This window comes from Microterricola gilva (genome assembly GCF_004217495.1).
Lineage (GTDB): Bacteria > Actinomycetota > Actinomycetes > Actinomycetales > Microbacteriaceae > Microterricola > Microterricola gilva.
Genome location: NZ_SHLC01000001.1, coordinates 1,507,945 through 1,523,797, shown reverse-complemented (window position 1 = coordinate 1,523,797; position 15,853 = coordinate 1,507,945). Strand labels below are relative to the sequence as shown.

Annotated in this window: 12 protein-coding genes; 6 read left to right on the top strand and 6 right to left on the bottom strand. The window is 69.1% G+C overall.

Annotated elements, in window-relative coordinates:
- The first annotated feature begins 44 nt into the window (after positions 1–44).
- On the top strand, positions 45–644 hold the full coding sequence (locus EV379_RS07020; RefSeq protein ID WP_130505507.1) for a vitamin K epoxide reductase family protein: 600 nt from the start codon (positions 45–47) through the stop codon (positions 642–644).
- A gap of 104 nt (positions 645–748) precedes the next feature.
- Here EV379_RS07020 and ndk read toward each other — a convergent pair whose 3' ends face one another.
- From ndk to EV379_RS06990, 6 genes are all read right to left on the bottom strand, one after another.
- A complete protein-coding gene (ndk, locus tag EV379_RS07015) occupies positions 749–1,168 on the bottom strand; it encodes a nucleoside-diphosphate kinase (RefSeq protein WP_130505506.1) in 420 nt (139 codons plus the stop codon).
- 49 nt (positions 1,169–1,217) lie between these two features.
- On the bottom strand, positions 1,218–1,586 hold the full coding sequence (locus EV379_RS07010) for a DUF4233 domain-containing protein (RefSeq protein ID WP_165397313.1): 369 nt from the start codon (positions 1,584–1,586) through the stop codon (positions 1,218–1,220).
- Positions 1,583–2,956 (bottom strand): bifunctional folylpolyglutamate synthase/dihydrofolate synthase, encoded by a 1,374-nt coding sequence (locus EV379_RS07005; protein ID WP_130505504.1) that lies wholly within the window; start codon positions 2,954–2,956, stop codon positions 1,583–1,585. The genes EV379_RS07010 and EV379_RS07005 overlap by 4 nt, the downstream gene beginning before the upstream one ends.
- Positions 2,953–6,282, bottom strand: a complete 3,330-nt coding sequence (gene ileS, locus EV379_RS07000) for an isoleucine--tRNA ligase (RefSeq protein WP_130505503.1) — start codon at positions 6,280–6,282, stop codon at positions 2,953–2,955. Before ileS ends, EV379_RS07005 begins: the two co-directional genes overlap by 4 nt.
- 357 nt (positions 6,283–6,639) lie before the next feature.
- Positions 6,640–7,668, bottom strand: coding sequence for an SdpI family protein (locus EV379_RS06995; protein WP_130505502.1), 1,029 nt, complete (start codon positions 7,666–7,668; stop codon positions 6,640–6,642).
- Positions 7,665–8,015 carry a GntR family transcriptional regulator gene (locus tag EV379_RS06990; protein ID WP_130505501.1) on the bottom strand — a complete coding sequence of 117 codons (351 nt, stop codon included), beginning with the start codon at positions 8,013–8,015 and terminating at the stop codon, positions 7,665–7,667. The genes EV379_RS06995 and EV379_RS06990 overlap by 4 nt, the downstream gene beginning before the upstream one ends.
- Positions 8,016–8,151: 136 nt before the next feature.
- Here EV379_RS06990 and EV379_RS06985 point away from each other — a divergent pair, with 136 nt between their 5' ends.
- The 5 genes from EV379_RS06985 to valS all read left to right on the top strand — a co-directional run bounded on the left by EV379_RS06985 (position 8,152) and on the right by valS (position 15,845).
- Entirely contained in the window at positions 8,152–9,819 is a 1,668-nt protein-coding gene (locus tag EV379_RS06985) for an ABC transporter substrate-binding protein (protein ID WP_130505500.1), read from the top strand.
- The gene (locus tag EV379_RS06980) at positions 9,797–10,759 is read left to right on the top strand and encodes an ABC transporter permease (protein WP_130505499.1); all 963 of its coding nucleotides are present in this window, start codon (positions 9,797–9,799) and stop codon (positions 10,757–10,759) included. The genes EV379_RS06985 and EV379_RS06980 overlap by 23 nt, the downstream gene beginning before the upstream one ends.
- Positions 10,756–11,604, top strand: coding sequence for an ABC transporter permease (locus tag EV379_RS06975; protein ID WP_130505498.1), 849 nt, complete (start codon positions 10,756–10,758; stop codon positions 11,602–11,604). The genes EV379_RS06980 and EV379_RS06975 overlap by 4 nt, the downstream gene beginning before the upstream one ends.
- Complete coding sequence (locus tag EV379_RS06970) at positions 11,601–13,184, top strand: dipeptide ABC transporter ATP-binding protein (protein WP_130505497.1); 1,584 nt, start codon at positions 11,601–11,603, stop codon at positions 13,182–13,184. Before EV379_RS06975 ends, EV379_RS06970 begins: the two co-directional genes overlap by 4 nt.
- A 69-nt stretch (positions 13,185–13,253) precedes the next feature.
- Positions 13,254–15,845, top strand: coding sequence for a valine--tRNA ligase (gene valS / locus EV379_RS06965; RefSeq protein ID WP_130505496.1), 2,592 nt, complete (start codon positions 13,254–13,256; stop codon positions 15,843–15,845).
- Positions 15,846–15,853 lie beyond the last annotated feature (8 nt).

The following is a 15,853-nucleotide window of genomic DNA, read 5'->3' as shown; positions in this document are numbered from 1 at the left end:
TGCAATCGCGAAATGGCGCGCGCCACGCGTGGGATAATCCGTGTATGCCCGAAACTGCATCTACGCGTTCCTCCGTGGCCCAGGGGGTCGTGTTCGTCATTCTGGGCGCAATCGGCCTGCTCGCGGCGTTCGCACTCACGCTGGAGAAGTTCCATCTGCTGCAGAATCCCGGCTCGGTTCCGAGCTGCGATTTCAGCCTGCTCGTGCAGTGCGGAGCCAATCTGAGCTCCCCACAGGGCTCGATCTTCGGCTTCCCGAACCCCGTGATCGGCTTGATGGCGTGGCCCGTCGTCATCACGATCGGCGTCGCGCTGATCGGTGGGAGCCGCTTCCCCCGCTGGTTCTGGCTCGGCCTGAACCTCGGAGTTGCCGGGGCCCTCGCCTTCGTCATCTGGCTGATCGGCACGAGCATCTTCGCGCTGTCGACGCTCTGCCCGTGGTGCATGGTGACGTGGAGCGTCGTGATCCCGCTGTTCTGGATGGTCACATTCGACAACCTCCGCACGGGGCGACTCCCCCTCGGCTCCGCGACGCGCCGCTTCGCGTCGGCCGCCTACAGCTGGATCCCGCTGATCACGCTCGGCTGCCTCGTCGTGATCGCCGTCATCGCCCAGCTGCGACTCGACGTGCTCAACTACCTCTAGCCGAGGCCGGGCTGAACGACGGATGCCGCCTGACACAGAGTGTGAGGCGGCATCCGGACGTTCCAGCTGAACTGGGCTGGCTGAACTGGACTAGCTGAACTGGACTAGCTAAACCACAGCTGCAGTTCGCGCTCGGCCGACTCGGGCGAGTCGGAGCCGTGCACGAGGTTCTGCTGCACCTTGAGGCCCCAGTCGCGGGCGAGGTCGCCGCGAATCGTGCCAGGCGCTGCCGTGGTCGGGTCCGTGGTGCCCGCGAGCGAGCGGAAGCCCTCGATCACGCGGTTGCCTGCGACGCGCACGGCGACGATGGGGCCGGACTCCATGAACTCGACGAGCGGCTCGTAGAACGGCTTGCCCTCGTGCTCCGCGTAGTGCTCGGCGAGCAGCGAACGCTCTGCCTGCAGCATGCGGATGTCGACGATCGAGTAGCCCTTGGCCTCGATGCGGCGCAGGATCTCGCCGCTGAGGCTGCGAGCAACGCCATCCGGCTTGATCAGGACCAGCGTCTCTTCGATGGTGCTCATGTGTTTTCTCTCCTTGGGATTTCTGCGGATGAAGTCAATGCGCTCGCGCTCACTGCTCAGGCGCGGCGTTGGCCGCCTTCTGGCGGTCGAGTCGGGCGCCGGTGACCATGCTGTACGCCCACATGCCCGCGAACAGCGCGCCGATGAAGAACATGGCCGGGTTGAAGAAGCCGCTCAGCACGACGACGCCCTGCACGATCCAGCCGAGCACATAGGCCCAGTCGTGACGCAGCAGGCCGATCGTGGCGATCGCGAGCAGGCAGACGATGCCGCCGACGGTGAGCATCACCCATGGCGGCAGCACCGCGCCAGGACCGAATGCGATCACGAGGGTGGCGAGGAAGATGACGACGAGCTCGAAGCCGAGCACGATCGACGCGAGCGAGCGCTTCACGGAACTGCCGCGCGCGGCGCTCACGGGTTCATCCAATCGCCGGCAGCGGCCAGGGACAGCGCCTCACCGACGAGGGTGATCGAGCCGGTGACGACGACGGCACGGCGCGGGGCGTCGGCCGCCCAGCGGCGAGCCTGTTCGATGGCCGTCTCGAGGTCGTCGAAGCGGAACGTCGCGTCGTCGCGGCCGATGTCCACCACCGTGTCGGCGAGTTCGTCGACGCCGATGGCGCGTTCGGAACTCGACCGCGTCACGTGGATGCGCGCGGCAGCCGGGGCGATCGCGCGGATGATGCCTGCGGCGTCCTTGTCTTCCAGGATGCCGAGCACGAAGGCGATCTCGTCGAAGTCGAAGAAGCTCGTGAGCGCGGTGACGAGTGCCTCTGCCCCGTGCGGGTTGTGTGCGGCATCCACAATCACGGTCGGCTCGATGCCGACCAGCTGCAGGCGACCCGGTGACGTCACGCCGCTGAGGCCCTCCGTCACGATGTCGTCGGCGATGGCCTGGGAGCCGCCGCCGAGGAACGCCTCGACCGCGGCGATCGCGACGGCCGCGTTCTGCGCCTGGTGGCTGCCGTAGAGCGGCAGGAACTGCTCGCTGTAGCTGCCGGCGAGGCCTCGGACGCTGATCAGCTGCCCGCCGACGGCGATCGTGCTGCTGAGCAGCTCGAAGCCGGATGCCTCGCCCTGAACGGCCAACGTCGATTCGGTGAGCTCGACCGCGCGCTGCAGCTCGGCGAGGGCCTCCGGCGTCTGCACGGCCGACACGACGGCCGCGGACGGCTTGATGATGCCCGACTTCGTCCTGGCGATCTCGGAGATGTCGTTGCCGAGTCGACCGATGTGGTCGAGGGCGATCGGGGCGAAGACGGCGACCTGGCCGTCGGCGACATTGGTGGAGTCCCACTCGCCGCCCATGCCGACCTCGACGACGGCGACGTCGACTGGCGCGTCGGCGAAGCAGGCGAACGCCAGCACCGTCAGCGCCTCGAAGAAGGTCAGCGGCACGTCGCCTGCTGCGACGAGCTCGGAGTCGACCATGGCGATGTACGGCGCGATGTCCGCCCAGTTCGCGGCGAGGGCCTCGTTGCCGATGGGCTCGCCGTCGATCATGATGCGCTCGTTGAAGCGGACCAGGTGCGGGCTCGTCATGAGGCCGGTGCGGAGGCCGTGCGCACGCAGGAGGCTCTCGATCATGCGGCTCGTGCTCGTCTTGCCGTTGGTGCCCGTGACGTGGATCATCGGGAAGGAACGCTGCGGGTCACCCAGCAGCTCCAGGGCGCGGCGGGTCGGCTCGAGCCGAGGCTGCGGGTTCACCTCGCCGATGCGCTTGAGGAGCGCGCGGTAGACGGCGTCTGCCGCCTCCTCGAACTCGTCGTAGATGTTCTCGCTCATGCCTTCTCCACCTCGATTGCCACGGAGGCGCCTCCGGCGAGCTGCAGCAGCGCTGCGCCGCCGGCGGCCCCGTTGACGGACACGTCCGTCGCGAGGGTCTCCCCCGCGATCAACTCCGCGTGCTGCTGCACGGCGGCCCGGCCGTCCTCCGACACGCCGAGCGTCAACCGGATGCGGTCGCTGACCTCGAGACCGGCGGCCTTGCGGGCATCCTGGACTGCTCGGATGACGTCGCGGGCCAGGCCCTCGGCCTCCAGCTCGGCCGTCGTGGCCGTGTCGAGCAGCACGAAGCCTCCGCCTGGCAGCAGGGCGAGTGCCTGGTCGGCACCACCGGATGCCGTCTCGAGCACGAGCTCGTACTCGCCGGAGACGAGTTCGACCCCGCCGGCGGTGACGACGCCGTCCAGTTCGCTCCAGTCACCGTTGCGGGCGGCCTGGATGACCTGCTGCACGCCCTTGCCGAGGCGCGGGCCGGCCGCGCGGGCGTTGACGGTGAGCTTGCTGGTGATGCCGTAAGCGGCTGCGCTGTCCTCGGCGAGCTCGACGAACTCGACCGCCTTGACGTTGAGCTCCTCGCGCACGATCGCGGCGAACTCGGCGAGATCGGCTGTGGCGGATGCCACGACGGTGAGCTTCGCGAGCGGGAGGCGCACGCGCAGACCGGACTGCTTGCGCAGCGAGAGGGCGGCACCGGAGATGGCGCGCACCTGGTCCATCGCGGCGACGAGGGCGTCGTCGGCCGGGAAGGATGCGGCATCCGGCCAGTCCTCGAGGTGCACGCTGCGGCCGCCGGTGAGGCCCTGCCAGATGCGCTCGCTGATGAGTGGCAGCAGCGGCGCCGCGACCCTGGTGTACGTCTCGAGCACGGTGTAGAGCGTGTCGAATGCCTCACTGTTGCCGCCGTCCGCGCCGACGCCGGCCCAGAAGCGGTCGCGGGAGCGACGCACGTACCAGTTGGTCAGCACGTCGGCGAAGTCGCGCAGCTTGGCCGCGGCCATGGTGCTGTCGAGGGCGTCGAGGTCGGTTGTGACGTCTTCGATGAGCGCGCGCGTCTTGGCGAGCAGGTAGCGGTCCAGCACATCGGTTGACGCGGTGCTGAGCTTGGCCTCGTAGCCGCCGTTCGCCGAGGCGTTGGCGTACAGGCTGAAGAAGTACCAGGTGCTCCAGAGCGGCAGCATCACCTGGCGGACACCCTCGCGGATACCCTCCTCGGTGACGACGAGGTTGCCGCCGCGCAGCACGGAACTCGACATGAGGAACCAGCGCATGGCGTCGGATCCGTCGCGGTTGAAGACCTCGGAGACGTCGGGGTAGTTGCGCAGCGACTTCGACATCTTCTGCCCGTCGCTGCCGAGCACGATGCCGTGGCTGATGACGTTCTTGTACGCCGGCCGGTCGAACAGCGCGGTGGAGAGCACGTGCATGACGTAGAACCAGCCGCGGGTCTGCCCGATGTACTCGACGATGAAGTCGGCCGGGTGGTGCTCGTCGAAGAACTCGACGTTCTCGAATGGATAGTGCACCTGCGCGAACGGCATCGAGCCGGAGTCGAACCAGACGTCGAGCACGTCGGAGATGCGGCGCATCGTCGACTGGCCGCTCGGGTCGTCGGGGTTCGGGCGGGTGAGCTCATCGATGTACGGGCGGTGCAGGTCGGGTTCGCCCGCCGCGTTCAGCGGCAGTCGGCCGAAGTCGCGCTGGATCTCCTCGAGGGAGCCGTAGACGTCGACGCGCGGGAACTCGGGGTTGTCGCTCTTCCACACCGGGATCGGGGAGCCGAAGTAGCGGTTGCGGCTGATCGACCAGTCACGGGCGTTGCCGACCCACTTGCCGAACTGTCCGTCCTTGACGTTCTCCGGCACCCACTCGATGCCGTCCTGGTTCAGATCGACCATGCGGTCACGGAACTCGGTGACGCGCACGAACCAGCTCGTGACTGCCTTGTAGATCAGGGGGTTGCGGCAGCGCCAGCAGTGCGGGTAGCTGTGCTCGTAGCTGGCCTGGCGGAGCAGGCGTCCCTCGGCCTTGAGCAGCTGCGTCAGCGGCTTGTTGGCGTCCATCCACAGCTGCCCGGCGACATCCGTCACAGCGGGCAGGAACTTGCCGCCGTCGTCGAGCGAGAGGATGACGGGGATGCCGGCTGCCTCACAGACCTTCTGGTCCTCCTCGCCGTATGCGGGCGCCTGGTGCACGATGCCGGTGCCGTCAGAGGTGGTGACGTAGTCGGCGACGACGAAGCGCCAGGCCTTCTCGGTTCCCCACTCCTCGGTGTCGGCGTAGTGGTCGAAGAGGCGGTCGTAGCTGACGCCCTCGAGCTCCGAGCCGCGGACGGTGCGCGAGACGGCCGCGATGGCCTCCTCCGCGCTGTCGTAGCCGAGGTCCTTGGCGTAGCCGCCGACGAGGTCGATCGCCAACAGGTACTCGGCGCCGAGCACCTCGGTGTGCGGGGCGAGACCGGCAGCCTCCTCGCGGAGAACGGTCGCATCCGGTGTGCCGTTCGGGCCGGCAGGAACGACGGCGTACTCGATCTCGGGGCCGACGGCCAGCGCGAGGTTGGTCGGCAGGGTCCACGGGGTGGTCGTCCAGGCCAGTGCCCGGACGGCGGTGAGGCCGAGCGACTCGGCCCTGGGCCCGGTGAGCGGGAAGGTGACGGTGACCGTCTGGTCCTGGCGCATCTTGTAGACGTCGTCGTCCATGCGCAGCTCGTGGTTGGAGAGCGGCGTCTGGTCACGCCAGCAGTACGGCAGCACGCGGTAGCCCTCGTAGGCGAGGCCCTTGTCGTGCAGGCGCTTGAAGGCCCAGATCACGCTCTCCATGTACGTGACATCGAGCGTCTTGTAGTCGTTCTCGAAGTCGACCCAGCGCGCCTGGCGGGTGACGTATTCCTGCCACTCCTTGGTGTAGCGCAGCACGGATTCACGCGCAGCGCCGTTGAACGCGGCGAGGCCCATCTCCTCGATCTGGCTCTTGTCGGTGATACCGAGCTGGCGTTCGGCCTCGAGCTCGGCCGGCAGGCCGTGGGTGTCCCAGCCGAAGCGGCGGTGCACCTGCTTGCCGCGCATGGTCTGGTAACGCGGGAACACGTCCTTGGCGTAGCCGGTGAGGAGGTGCCCGTAGTGCGGCAGGCCGTTGGCGAACGGCGGGCCGTCGTAGAAGACCCACTCCGGCTGGCCGTCGCGGTTGTCGATCGAGGCCTGGAAGGTGCCGTCCTGTTTCCAGAACTCGAGAACGTCTTCCTCGATCGCCGGGAAGCTGGGCGATGGGGTGACGCCGAACGCGGCGCCTGCGGCATCGGGTGATGCTGGATTCGAACCTTTGGGGTACACGTGTGTCTCCTGGACGGCTGACGGATGCTGTTGGCCACTTCCACGAGGACGGAGAGCGTGAGCTCTGCCGCGGTACCACCTCGCTTGCCCTCCTCGGCCAACGTCGACCGGCGGAGAACCGCTTGTTCCTTGGCTATGACGGGCCAGCCCCGCTCGGTTCTACGGCGATCGGATGCCGCGGCATCCGATCGTTTTCTTCCGAGGACTCCCCGGTGATGGCCGGTTCACAGTCTGTGCTCCCCAGAATAGCGTGTCTGCCGGGGGCGCACGCGTTGTGCCGCCGAGCTCGCGCGGTAGAAACCGCGTTCCGCGCCAGAAACAACTGCAGCGGAACGCGGTTTCTACCGCGCGGGGGCGCTAGGCGTCGCGCTGGGCGATGGCGGCCTGCAGCACGGCGACGGCGGTCTCCGCATCGTCGACGGGCACGACGAGCGTGCGTCCAGAGCGCCGGGTCACCTCGATGGCCGGCCCGCCCTGCAGGATGATGCCCGTGCGGCCGCCGGCCCAGCGCCATCCCCAGCCGCCGAAGTCGCCGACCGGGTTGACATCGATCAGTCGTGCGGCGGTCACCTCGTCGATGGCGACGCGAACGGCCGGCCAGCCGGCGATCGAGACGACCGAGAGGCCATGACCGCCGACACTGACCCGCCAGCGCAGGGTCGTCACGGCGGCGCCGAACAACACCAGGGTCACGGCGATGACGAGGACGGCGACCCCGGATCCTGCGAAGGCGGCGAGTATCGCGGAGACGATGAGGATGCCGACCGCCGCTCCGATCAGCGCGAGGCCGAGCGGCGCCATCGACACCATGCCCGTCCAGAACAGACGCTCGGTGGCCGCAACCTCGAGCGTCTCGACGGGCAGCGCCTCCGGCCCGGAACGGTCGGCGCGGGGAAGCACCAGCCAGACCACTGCGGCGAGCGCCACCCCGAGCACACCGCCGGCGACGAGCCACAGCCACGGGTCAGGGGCGGCGGCCGCCGAGTCCAGACCTCGCTGAGTGGCAACCGAACCGCCGATGCCGATCGTGAGGAAGAGCGCCAGACCGGGGCCCATCGCGGCGATGAACTTCTGGTTCACGGTCGGCAGGCCGCTTGGCGTCGACTCGCGCAGCGCGCCGAGGTACACGAACACCGAGAAGAGCACCGTGATGCCGAGCGGCGTGACGGCCAGCAGCCACGGGCTTCCCGTGCCGTTGACCCCGTCAGCGCCCCAGTGGGTCGCGACGGGGCTCGGCAGCTCAGGAATCCAGCTGATCATGAGGAGGGCACCGGCCGCTGCGAGCACGATCGGCACGACGATTCCGAGCAGAATGACGCGCGAGCGCGTGACGCGGGCCTGTTCGGCGCCGGTCACGGAGAAGGACGGGGTGGATGTGTTGCTCACTTGTAAGCCTCTCGGATGAGCGAGAGCAGAGCACTCTCGGAAATGTTGCGGAGTTTGGCCTCGTCGACCAGGTCGTGGATGGCGCCGGCGAGCGCGGCGTGCTGGCCGATGCGGCCGGCGACGATCGCCCCGCGGCCAGGACGCATGTCCAGCAACCCCTCCTCCCGGAGGATCTGGTAGGCCCGCAGCACGGTGTGCACGTTGATGTCGAGCGCCTCCGCGAGTTGCCGCGCCGGCAGCAACCGCTCGCCGACACTGAGTCGGCCGTCGATGATCGAGGCGCGGATGCTCGTCGCCAGCTGCTCGAACAGCGGCATGGAGAGAGTGGGGTCGATGCGAATCAGCACGATGCGATTCTATTGTTATAGCTGAACTATAACAAGTTGAGGCCGAGGGCCCGATTCCGGTGCCATGATTGCACTGGCGCGCGAGAACACCCCGCCGCCCGCACCTCTCTGCCTCCTCCCCAGCAAGGATTCCTGCATGCCTGCGTCCCCCACCACCGCCACGACACTGCGCCGCTCGCTGCTGCCGCTCGCGGCATCCGCCGTTCTCCTCCTCACCGCCTGCACCTCGCCGGGCGGCGATGCCCAGAGCAGCGCGGGCGGCGAGCCCGTCGAGGGCGGCACGCTCGTCTACGCCAGCGGCGACGCCGAGCCGGACTGCCTCGACCCGCACGTCGGCGGCAACTACCCGCAGGCACTGATCGCCGGCCAGTACCTCGAATCCCTCGTCTCGATCGACGAGGACGGCGAGATCATCCCGTGGCTCGCCAGCGACTGGACGAGTTCGGAGGACGGCCTGAGCTGGGACTTCACGCTGCAGGATGACGTGCGCTTCAGCGATGGCAGCCCGCTGACCGCCGCCGATGTGAAGGCGACCGTCGAGCACATCCAGGACCCGGCCACCGGCTCGTCCACCGGATACCTCGCGCTCGGCAAGGTGACCGGCGTCGAGGCGGTCAGCGACACCGTCGCCCGCTTCACCCTGAGCGCGCCGGACAGCGCGCTGCTCGAGTCGCTGAGCATGCCGTGGCTTGCCATCGAGTCGGCGGCGGGCATCGCCCGCGGCATCGACGAGAACTGCCTCGCGCCGATCGGCACCGGTCCGTTCGTCGTTGACGAGTGGGTCAAGCAGGACCGCGTCTCGCTCGTGCGCAACGAGGAGTACAACTCGCCACCTGCCGACGCCGCGCACAGCGGTCCGGCCCACCTCGAGGCGATCGACTGGCGCTTCCTGCCCGACTCCGCCTCCCGCTACGCCGCGCTGCAGGCCGGCCAGGTCGACGTGATCGACAACGCCCAGCCGGACACGCTCGCCGCGGCAGCCGACGCAGGCACATTCACCGAGATCGACGCGCCCCGCCCCGGTGCCTCCAACCGCCTGGAACTGAACTCGGGCAAGGCCCCGTTCAACGACCCGTTCGTGCGCGAGGCGTTCATCCGCGCCGTCGACGTCAACGACGGCATCGACGCCCTGTTCTTCGGCACGGCGGAGCGTTCATACTCCGCCCTCTCCAGCGTCGAACCGCTCGGCTACTCGGACGAGGCACTCTTCGACCACGACCTCGACGCCGCAGAGGCGCTCCTCGACGAGGCGGGCTGGACCGAGACGGATGCCGACGGCTACCGCGTGAAGAACGGAGAACGCCTCTCCCTCGCATTCCCGGTGAGCACGAACCAGTCGATCCCGGCCGAGCAGTCCCTGTTCGAGCAGGTGCAGGCCACCGCCGCAGAGGCCGGCTTCGAGGTCACCATCTCGCCGCTCGACCTCTCCAGCTGGTACGGCGCCCTGTTCAGCAACGACTACGACGTCGTCAGCGCGCCGTACACCAAGGTCGGGCCCGACGTGCTGCGGATCCTCTACCACTCTGCCAGCATCACGCCGGCACCGAGCGGCTACTTCGCCAACCTCGCCCAGCTGAACGACCCGGAGCTCGACGCCCTGCTCAGCCAGGCATCCTCCAGCCTCGACGCCGACGAGCGTGCCGCCCTCTACGCTGAGGCGCAGGAACGAATCCTCGGCAGCTTCACCGTTCTGCCGCTCTACGACCAGCAGAACCACTTCCTGCTGGGGAAGCAGGTGCAGGGTGCCAGGGCGATCAACACGGTGTCGACGCCGAACTTCTATGACGCCTGGCTCAGCGAATAGGGTTCTCCTCCGGCTCGCCGGCGCCGTCTTCGTGCTCTGGGCCGTCGCAACGCTGACCTTCTTCGCGATGCGGCTGATCCCCGGCGACCCGGCGCTGGCGATCCTCGGCGGCCCTGGCTCGCAGGCATCCCCTGAGGCGCTCGAGCAGGCCAGGCGCGAGCACGGCCTCGATCAGCCGCTCCTGGTCCAGTACGCGGCGATGCTCGGGCGCCTGCTCAGCGGCGACCTCGGCAGCTCCTACGCGCTCAAGGTCCCCGTGGCCGATCTGCTCGCCGCGCAGCTGCCAGGAACGCTGCTGCTCGCGGTGTGCTCGCTGCTGGTGGCGTGGGTGATCGCCATCGCCCTCGCGCTGTTCTCGACGGGGGCGGGGCGCATCGCGGCATCCGTCGGTCACGGCATCGAACTCGCCGGGGCCGCCCTGCCGCACTTCTGGCTGGCCACGGTGCTGATCGCCGTGTTCAGCACGAGCCTCGGCTGGCTGCCCCCTGTCTCGTCCGGGGATCTCAGCGGCCTCGTCCTGCCCGTGCTCACCCTCGCCATCCCGCTCGCCGGTTTCCTCGCTGCGATCATGCGGGAGAGCATGCTCGACGCGCTCGCCCAGCCCTACGTGCTGTCGGCGCGGGCGCGAGGCGAGAGCGAGCTGGGCATCAGGGCCAGGCACGCGATCCGGCATGCGGCCATCCCCGGCGTCGCGCTCTCGGGCTGGGCGCTCGGCTCCCTGCTCTCCGGCGCCGTGATCGTCGAGACGATCTTCGCGCGCCCCGGGCTCGGCCGCACACTTGTGCAGGCCGTGACCGTGCGCGATGTGCCCGTCGTCACCGGCGTCGTGCTCGTCGTCGCACTCGTCTACGTGCTCATGACGCTGGCGAGCGACGCGGCATCCGCCATCGTCGACCCCCGGCAGAGGGCCCAGGCGTCACCGCAGGAGGTCGGGGCATGAGCGAACTCGAACTCCGCGGCGTCGTCGCCGGCCATGCGCCGCGCGGGCGGATCCGCGTCGGAACGCTGCTGGCCGGGCTGTTCGCGCTCTACCTGCTGGCCGCCTGCCTGTTCCCGGATGCCGTCGCAACCGCCGACCCGAACCAGATCGCACCGAAGGAGGCGTTCTCCGGCCCATCGCCCGCGCACTGGTTCGGCACGGACGAATCCGGTCGCGACGTCTACAGCCGCGTCGTGTTCGGCACCGCGAACTCGCTGCTGATCGGCCTCGCCGCGACCGCGATCGGACTCGTGCTCGGGCTCATCCTCGCCGTTCTCGCCGCATTCGGCGGGCGCTTCTTCGACTTCACCGTCAATCGCACGGTCGAGGTGCTCTTCGCCTTCCCCGGCCTGCTGCTTGCCCTGCTCGTCATCGTCATCGCCGGGCCGGGCCCGGTCACGGCGACGATCGCGGTCGGGCTCTCGACGGCCCCCGGCTACGCCCGCATCATCCGCGGCCAGCTCATCGGCATCCGGTCATCCGGCTACGTCGAGGCCGCACGCGTGCTCGGCCACCCGCCCTCCCGGATCCTGGGCCGCCACATCCTGCCGAACGCCCTCGCCCCGCTGCTCGTGCTCGCCACGCTCGGCATCGGACAGGCCATCGTCTGGGCCTCGGCGCTCAGCTTCCTCGGGCTCGGCGCTCTGCCGCCGACCGCGGAGTGGGGGGCCATGCTCTCGGCTGGCCGCACCTATATCGGAACGGCATGGTGGCTCACCGTCTTCCCCGGATTGATGATCGTGCTCACCACCGTCGCCAGCACCGTGCTCGGCCGCGCGCTGACCAGGATCGGAGGACGGTCATGACCACAACACCCGGGAGCACGACTCCCCTGCTCGATGTGGCCGGCCTGAGCGTGAGCTTCGCTCATGGCACCGTCGTGCACGACGTCGACCTCAGCCTGCACGCCGGCGAATGCCTCGCGATCGTCGGCGAGTCCGGATCGGGCAAGAGTGTCACCGCGCGCGCACTGCTCGGGCTCGCCGGGCCGAACGCCGCCGTGCTGGCTGAGCGGCTGGAGCTTCTCGGCACCGACCGCCTGGGAGCGAGCGAACGCGCGTGGCGCGGCGTCCGCGGCCGCGAGGTCGGGCTCGTGCTGCAGGACGCGCTCGTCTCGCTCGACCCGCTGCGCCCGATCGGCCGCGAGATCGGCGACGCGATCCGCCTGCACGAACGGCCGGGCGCGGCGGAGACCCACGCGCGGGTGCTTCGCCTGCTGGAGCGGGTGGCGATGCCGAACCCGGAACAGGCCATCCGTCAGCGGTCAGGCGAGCTGAGCGGCGGTCTGCGCCAGCGCGCACTCATCGCCGCGGCGCTGGCGCTGAACCCGCCGGTGCTCATCGCCGATGAGCCGACGACCGCGCTCGACGTCAGCGTGCAGGCGCGGATCCTCGCCCTCCTGGCCGAGGTGAAGGAGCAGGGCACCGGGATCCTGCTGATCAGCCACGACCTCGCCGTCGTCAACCAGCTCGCCGACCGCATCATCGTGATGCGTGCCGGCCGCGTCGTCGAGCAGGGTCCAACCAGGCGGCTCCTCGAGCAGCCGCAGCACGCGTACACGCGCGAGCTCATCGCGGCGATCCCCCGGTCAGCGCCGCGCCCCGCGCCGGCAACGGCTATCCCGGCTGGCGGCCAGAGCGGTGCGCCGCCGCTGCTGCAGGCGCGCGGACTGAGCAAGGCGTTCCGGGTGCCCGGCGGCCGGCTCCAGGCCGTCGATGACGTCTCGCTCGAGCTGCACGCCGGGCAGACGCTCGGCCTCGTCGGCGAGTCCGGCTCGGGCAAGAGCACCCTGGCCCGGCTGCTGCTCGGCCTCGCCACGGCGGATGCCGGCACCGTCACCCTCGACGGCGAACCGTGGTCCCCGCTTCCGGAGAAGGCGCGCCGCGGCCGTCGCCACCGGATCGGAGCGATCTACCAGGACAGCCTGGGCTCCTTCGACCCGCGCTGGAGTGTCGGCCGGATCGTGCAGGACGCGATCCGCGGGCCGGAGACGGTGACCTCGCTGCTCGGCCAGGTCGGTCTCGCGCCGGAGCTGGCGCCGCGGAATCCGCTCACCCTCTCCGGCGGGCAACGCCAGCGGGTCTCCATCGCCAGGGCGCTCGCCGCGGAGCCGGAGCTGCTCATCTGTGACGAGCCCGTCTCCGCCCTCGACGTCACCGTGCAGGCGCAGATCCTCGAGTTGCTCGCCCGGCTGCAGCGGGAGCGCGGCCTCAGCATGCTCTTCATCTCGCACGACCTCGCCGTCATCCGCCAACTCAGCGACCGGGTCGCCGTGATGCGGGGCGGCCGGATCCTCGAGCAGGGCGCGGCAGAATCGCTGTTCACCGATCCGCAGCACGAGTACACCGAGCAGCTGCTGGCCGACGCCCCACGCCTCGTCGGGTAACCTTGATCACAGCTGACACTCAGGCACCTCACCACCGACACGGTGCCGCCCATAACGAACCGGAGCCTCATGACTACCCCTGATCGCGTTCCAGACAAGCCCGTCCTCGAAGGGCTGGAAGCCAAGTGGGGCCCCGTCTGGGAGACCGCGGGCACGTACAGCTTCGACCGCGCCAACGCCACGCGCGAGCAGATCTACTCGATCGACACGCCGCCGCCGACGGCGTCCGGTTCGCTGCACATCGGTCACGTCTTCTCGTACACGCACACCGACGTCGTCGCCCGCTTCCAGCGCATGCGCGGCAAGAGCGTCTTCTACCCGATGGGCTGGGACGACAACGGCCTCCCCACCGAGCGTCGCGTGCAGAACTACTACGGTGTGCGCTGCGACCCGACGCTCCCCTACGCGGCCGACTTCGTGCCGCCGTTCGAGGGCGGTGACGGCAAGAGCACCAAGGCAGCCGACCAGCAGCCCATCAGCCGCCGCAACTTCATCGAGCTCTGCGAACGCCTCACCGTTGAGGACGAGAAGCAGTTCGAGGAGCTCTGGCGCACCCTCGGCCTCTCGGTCGACTGGAAGCAGAGCTACCGCACCATCGGCGACGAGGCGCTCTTCACCTCGCAGCTCGCCTTCATCCGCAACGTCGAGCGCGGCGAGGCGTACCAGGCGATGGCCCCGACGCTCTGGGACGTCACCTTCCGCACCGCCGTCGCGCAGGCCGAGCTCGAAGACCGCGAGCAGCCGGCCGCGTACCACCGTGTGAGCTTCCACAAGCCGGACGGCGACACGATCGAGATCGAGACAACCCGCCCCGAGCTGCTCGCCGCCTGCGTCGCCCTCGTTGCCCACCCGGATGACGAGCGCTACAAGCCCCTCTTCGGCACGACCGTCAGCACGCCCATCTTCGGCGTCGAGGTCCCTGTGCTCGCCCACCACCTGGCCCAGCCGGACAAGGGCTCCGGAATCGCCATGATCTGCACATTCGGCGACGTGACCGACGTCGTCTGGTGGCGCGAGCTCCAGCTCCCCAACCGCGCGATCATGGGCTTCGACGGCCGCATCATCAGCGAGGCTCCGGAGGCCATCACGAGCGAGGAAGGCCTCGCCGCGTTCGCCCAGATCGCAGGCAAGACCGTGTTCTCCGCCAAGCAGACAATGGTCGAGCTGCTGCAGGCCAGCGGTGAGATGATCGGCGAGCCGAAGAAGATCCAACACCCGGTGAAGTTCTTCGAGAAGGGCGACAAGCCCCTCGAGATCGTCTCCACCCGGCAGTGGTACATCGGCAACGGCGCCAAGGACGAGGCGCTCCGTGAGCGACTGATCGGCCACGGCACCGAGCTCAACTGGAACCCCGAGTTCATGCGCGTGCGCTACGAGAACTGGGTCGGCGGCCTCACCGGCGACTGGCTCATCTCGCGCCAGCGCTTCTTCGGCATCCCGATCCCCGTCTGGTACCCGCTCGACGCCGACGGCAACCCCGTCTTCGACGCGCCGATCATCGCCGGTCGGGAGATGCTGCCCGTCGACCCGTCCTCCGACACCGCCCCCGGCTTCGACGAGGCACAGCGCGGCGTCGCCGGCGGCTTCATCGGCGAGCACGACGTCATGGACACCTGGGCGACCTCCTCGCTCACCCCGCAGCTCGCCGGCGGCTGGGAGCGCGATCCGGAGCTCTTCGACCTCGTCTTCCCGTACTCCCTCCGCCCGCAGGGCCAGGACATCATCCGCACCTGGCTGTTCTCCTCCGTGCTGCGCGCAGAGCTCGAGCACGGCGTCGCACCGTGGAAGAACACGAGCATCTCCGGCTTCATCGTCGACCCCGACCGCAAGAAGATGTCCAAGTCCAAGGGCAACGTCGTCACGCCTGCCGACATCCTCGAGCAGCACGGATCCGACGCCGTCCGCTACTGGGCGGCATCATCGCGCCTCGGCACCGACGCGGCCTTCGACCCGCAGAACCCGACCCAGATCAAGATCGGCCGTCGCCTGTCGATCAAGATCCTGAACGCGGCCAAGTTCATCCTGAGCTTCGAGCAGAGCGACGACGCAGCGGCAGCCGGGCTCGCCGCCGTCACCGAGCCGCTCGACCTCAGCATGCTCGCCGCGCTGCACACCGTGATCGAGCAGGCAACGAGCGCGTTCGAGAACTACGACCACGCCCGCGCCCTCGAGGTGAGCGAGAGCTTCTTCTGGACGTTCTGCGACGACTACCTCGAGCTGGTCAAGGAGCGCGCGTACGCCGACGGTCCGGCGCAGGCATCGGCGACGACGGCGCTGCGCATCGCGCTGCGCGTGCTGCTGCGACTGTTCGCCCCGTTCGTACCGTTCGCGACCGAGGAGGCCTGGTCCTGGTCGAACGACGACAGCGTGCACACGGCCGCGTGGCCCGTCCCGACGGATCTGCCAGGTGCCGACCCGCGCGTGCTCGCCGCCGCAGGCCAGGCCCTCATCGGCATCCGTCGCGCCAAGACCGACGCCAAGGCATCGCAGAAGACTCTCGTGGCCTCTGCTGTTATCGTTGCTACTCCAGAACAGCTCGAACTGCTCCGCCAGGCCGCTGCTGATCTGAAGGCCGTAGGCCGCATTGAGGAGTTGAGTTTTGCCGAGGGCGCCGAGATTGCCGTCACCGACATTGTGTTCGCTCCGGTGAACGAGAGCTAGGAGAACCA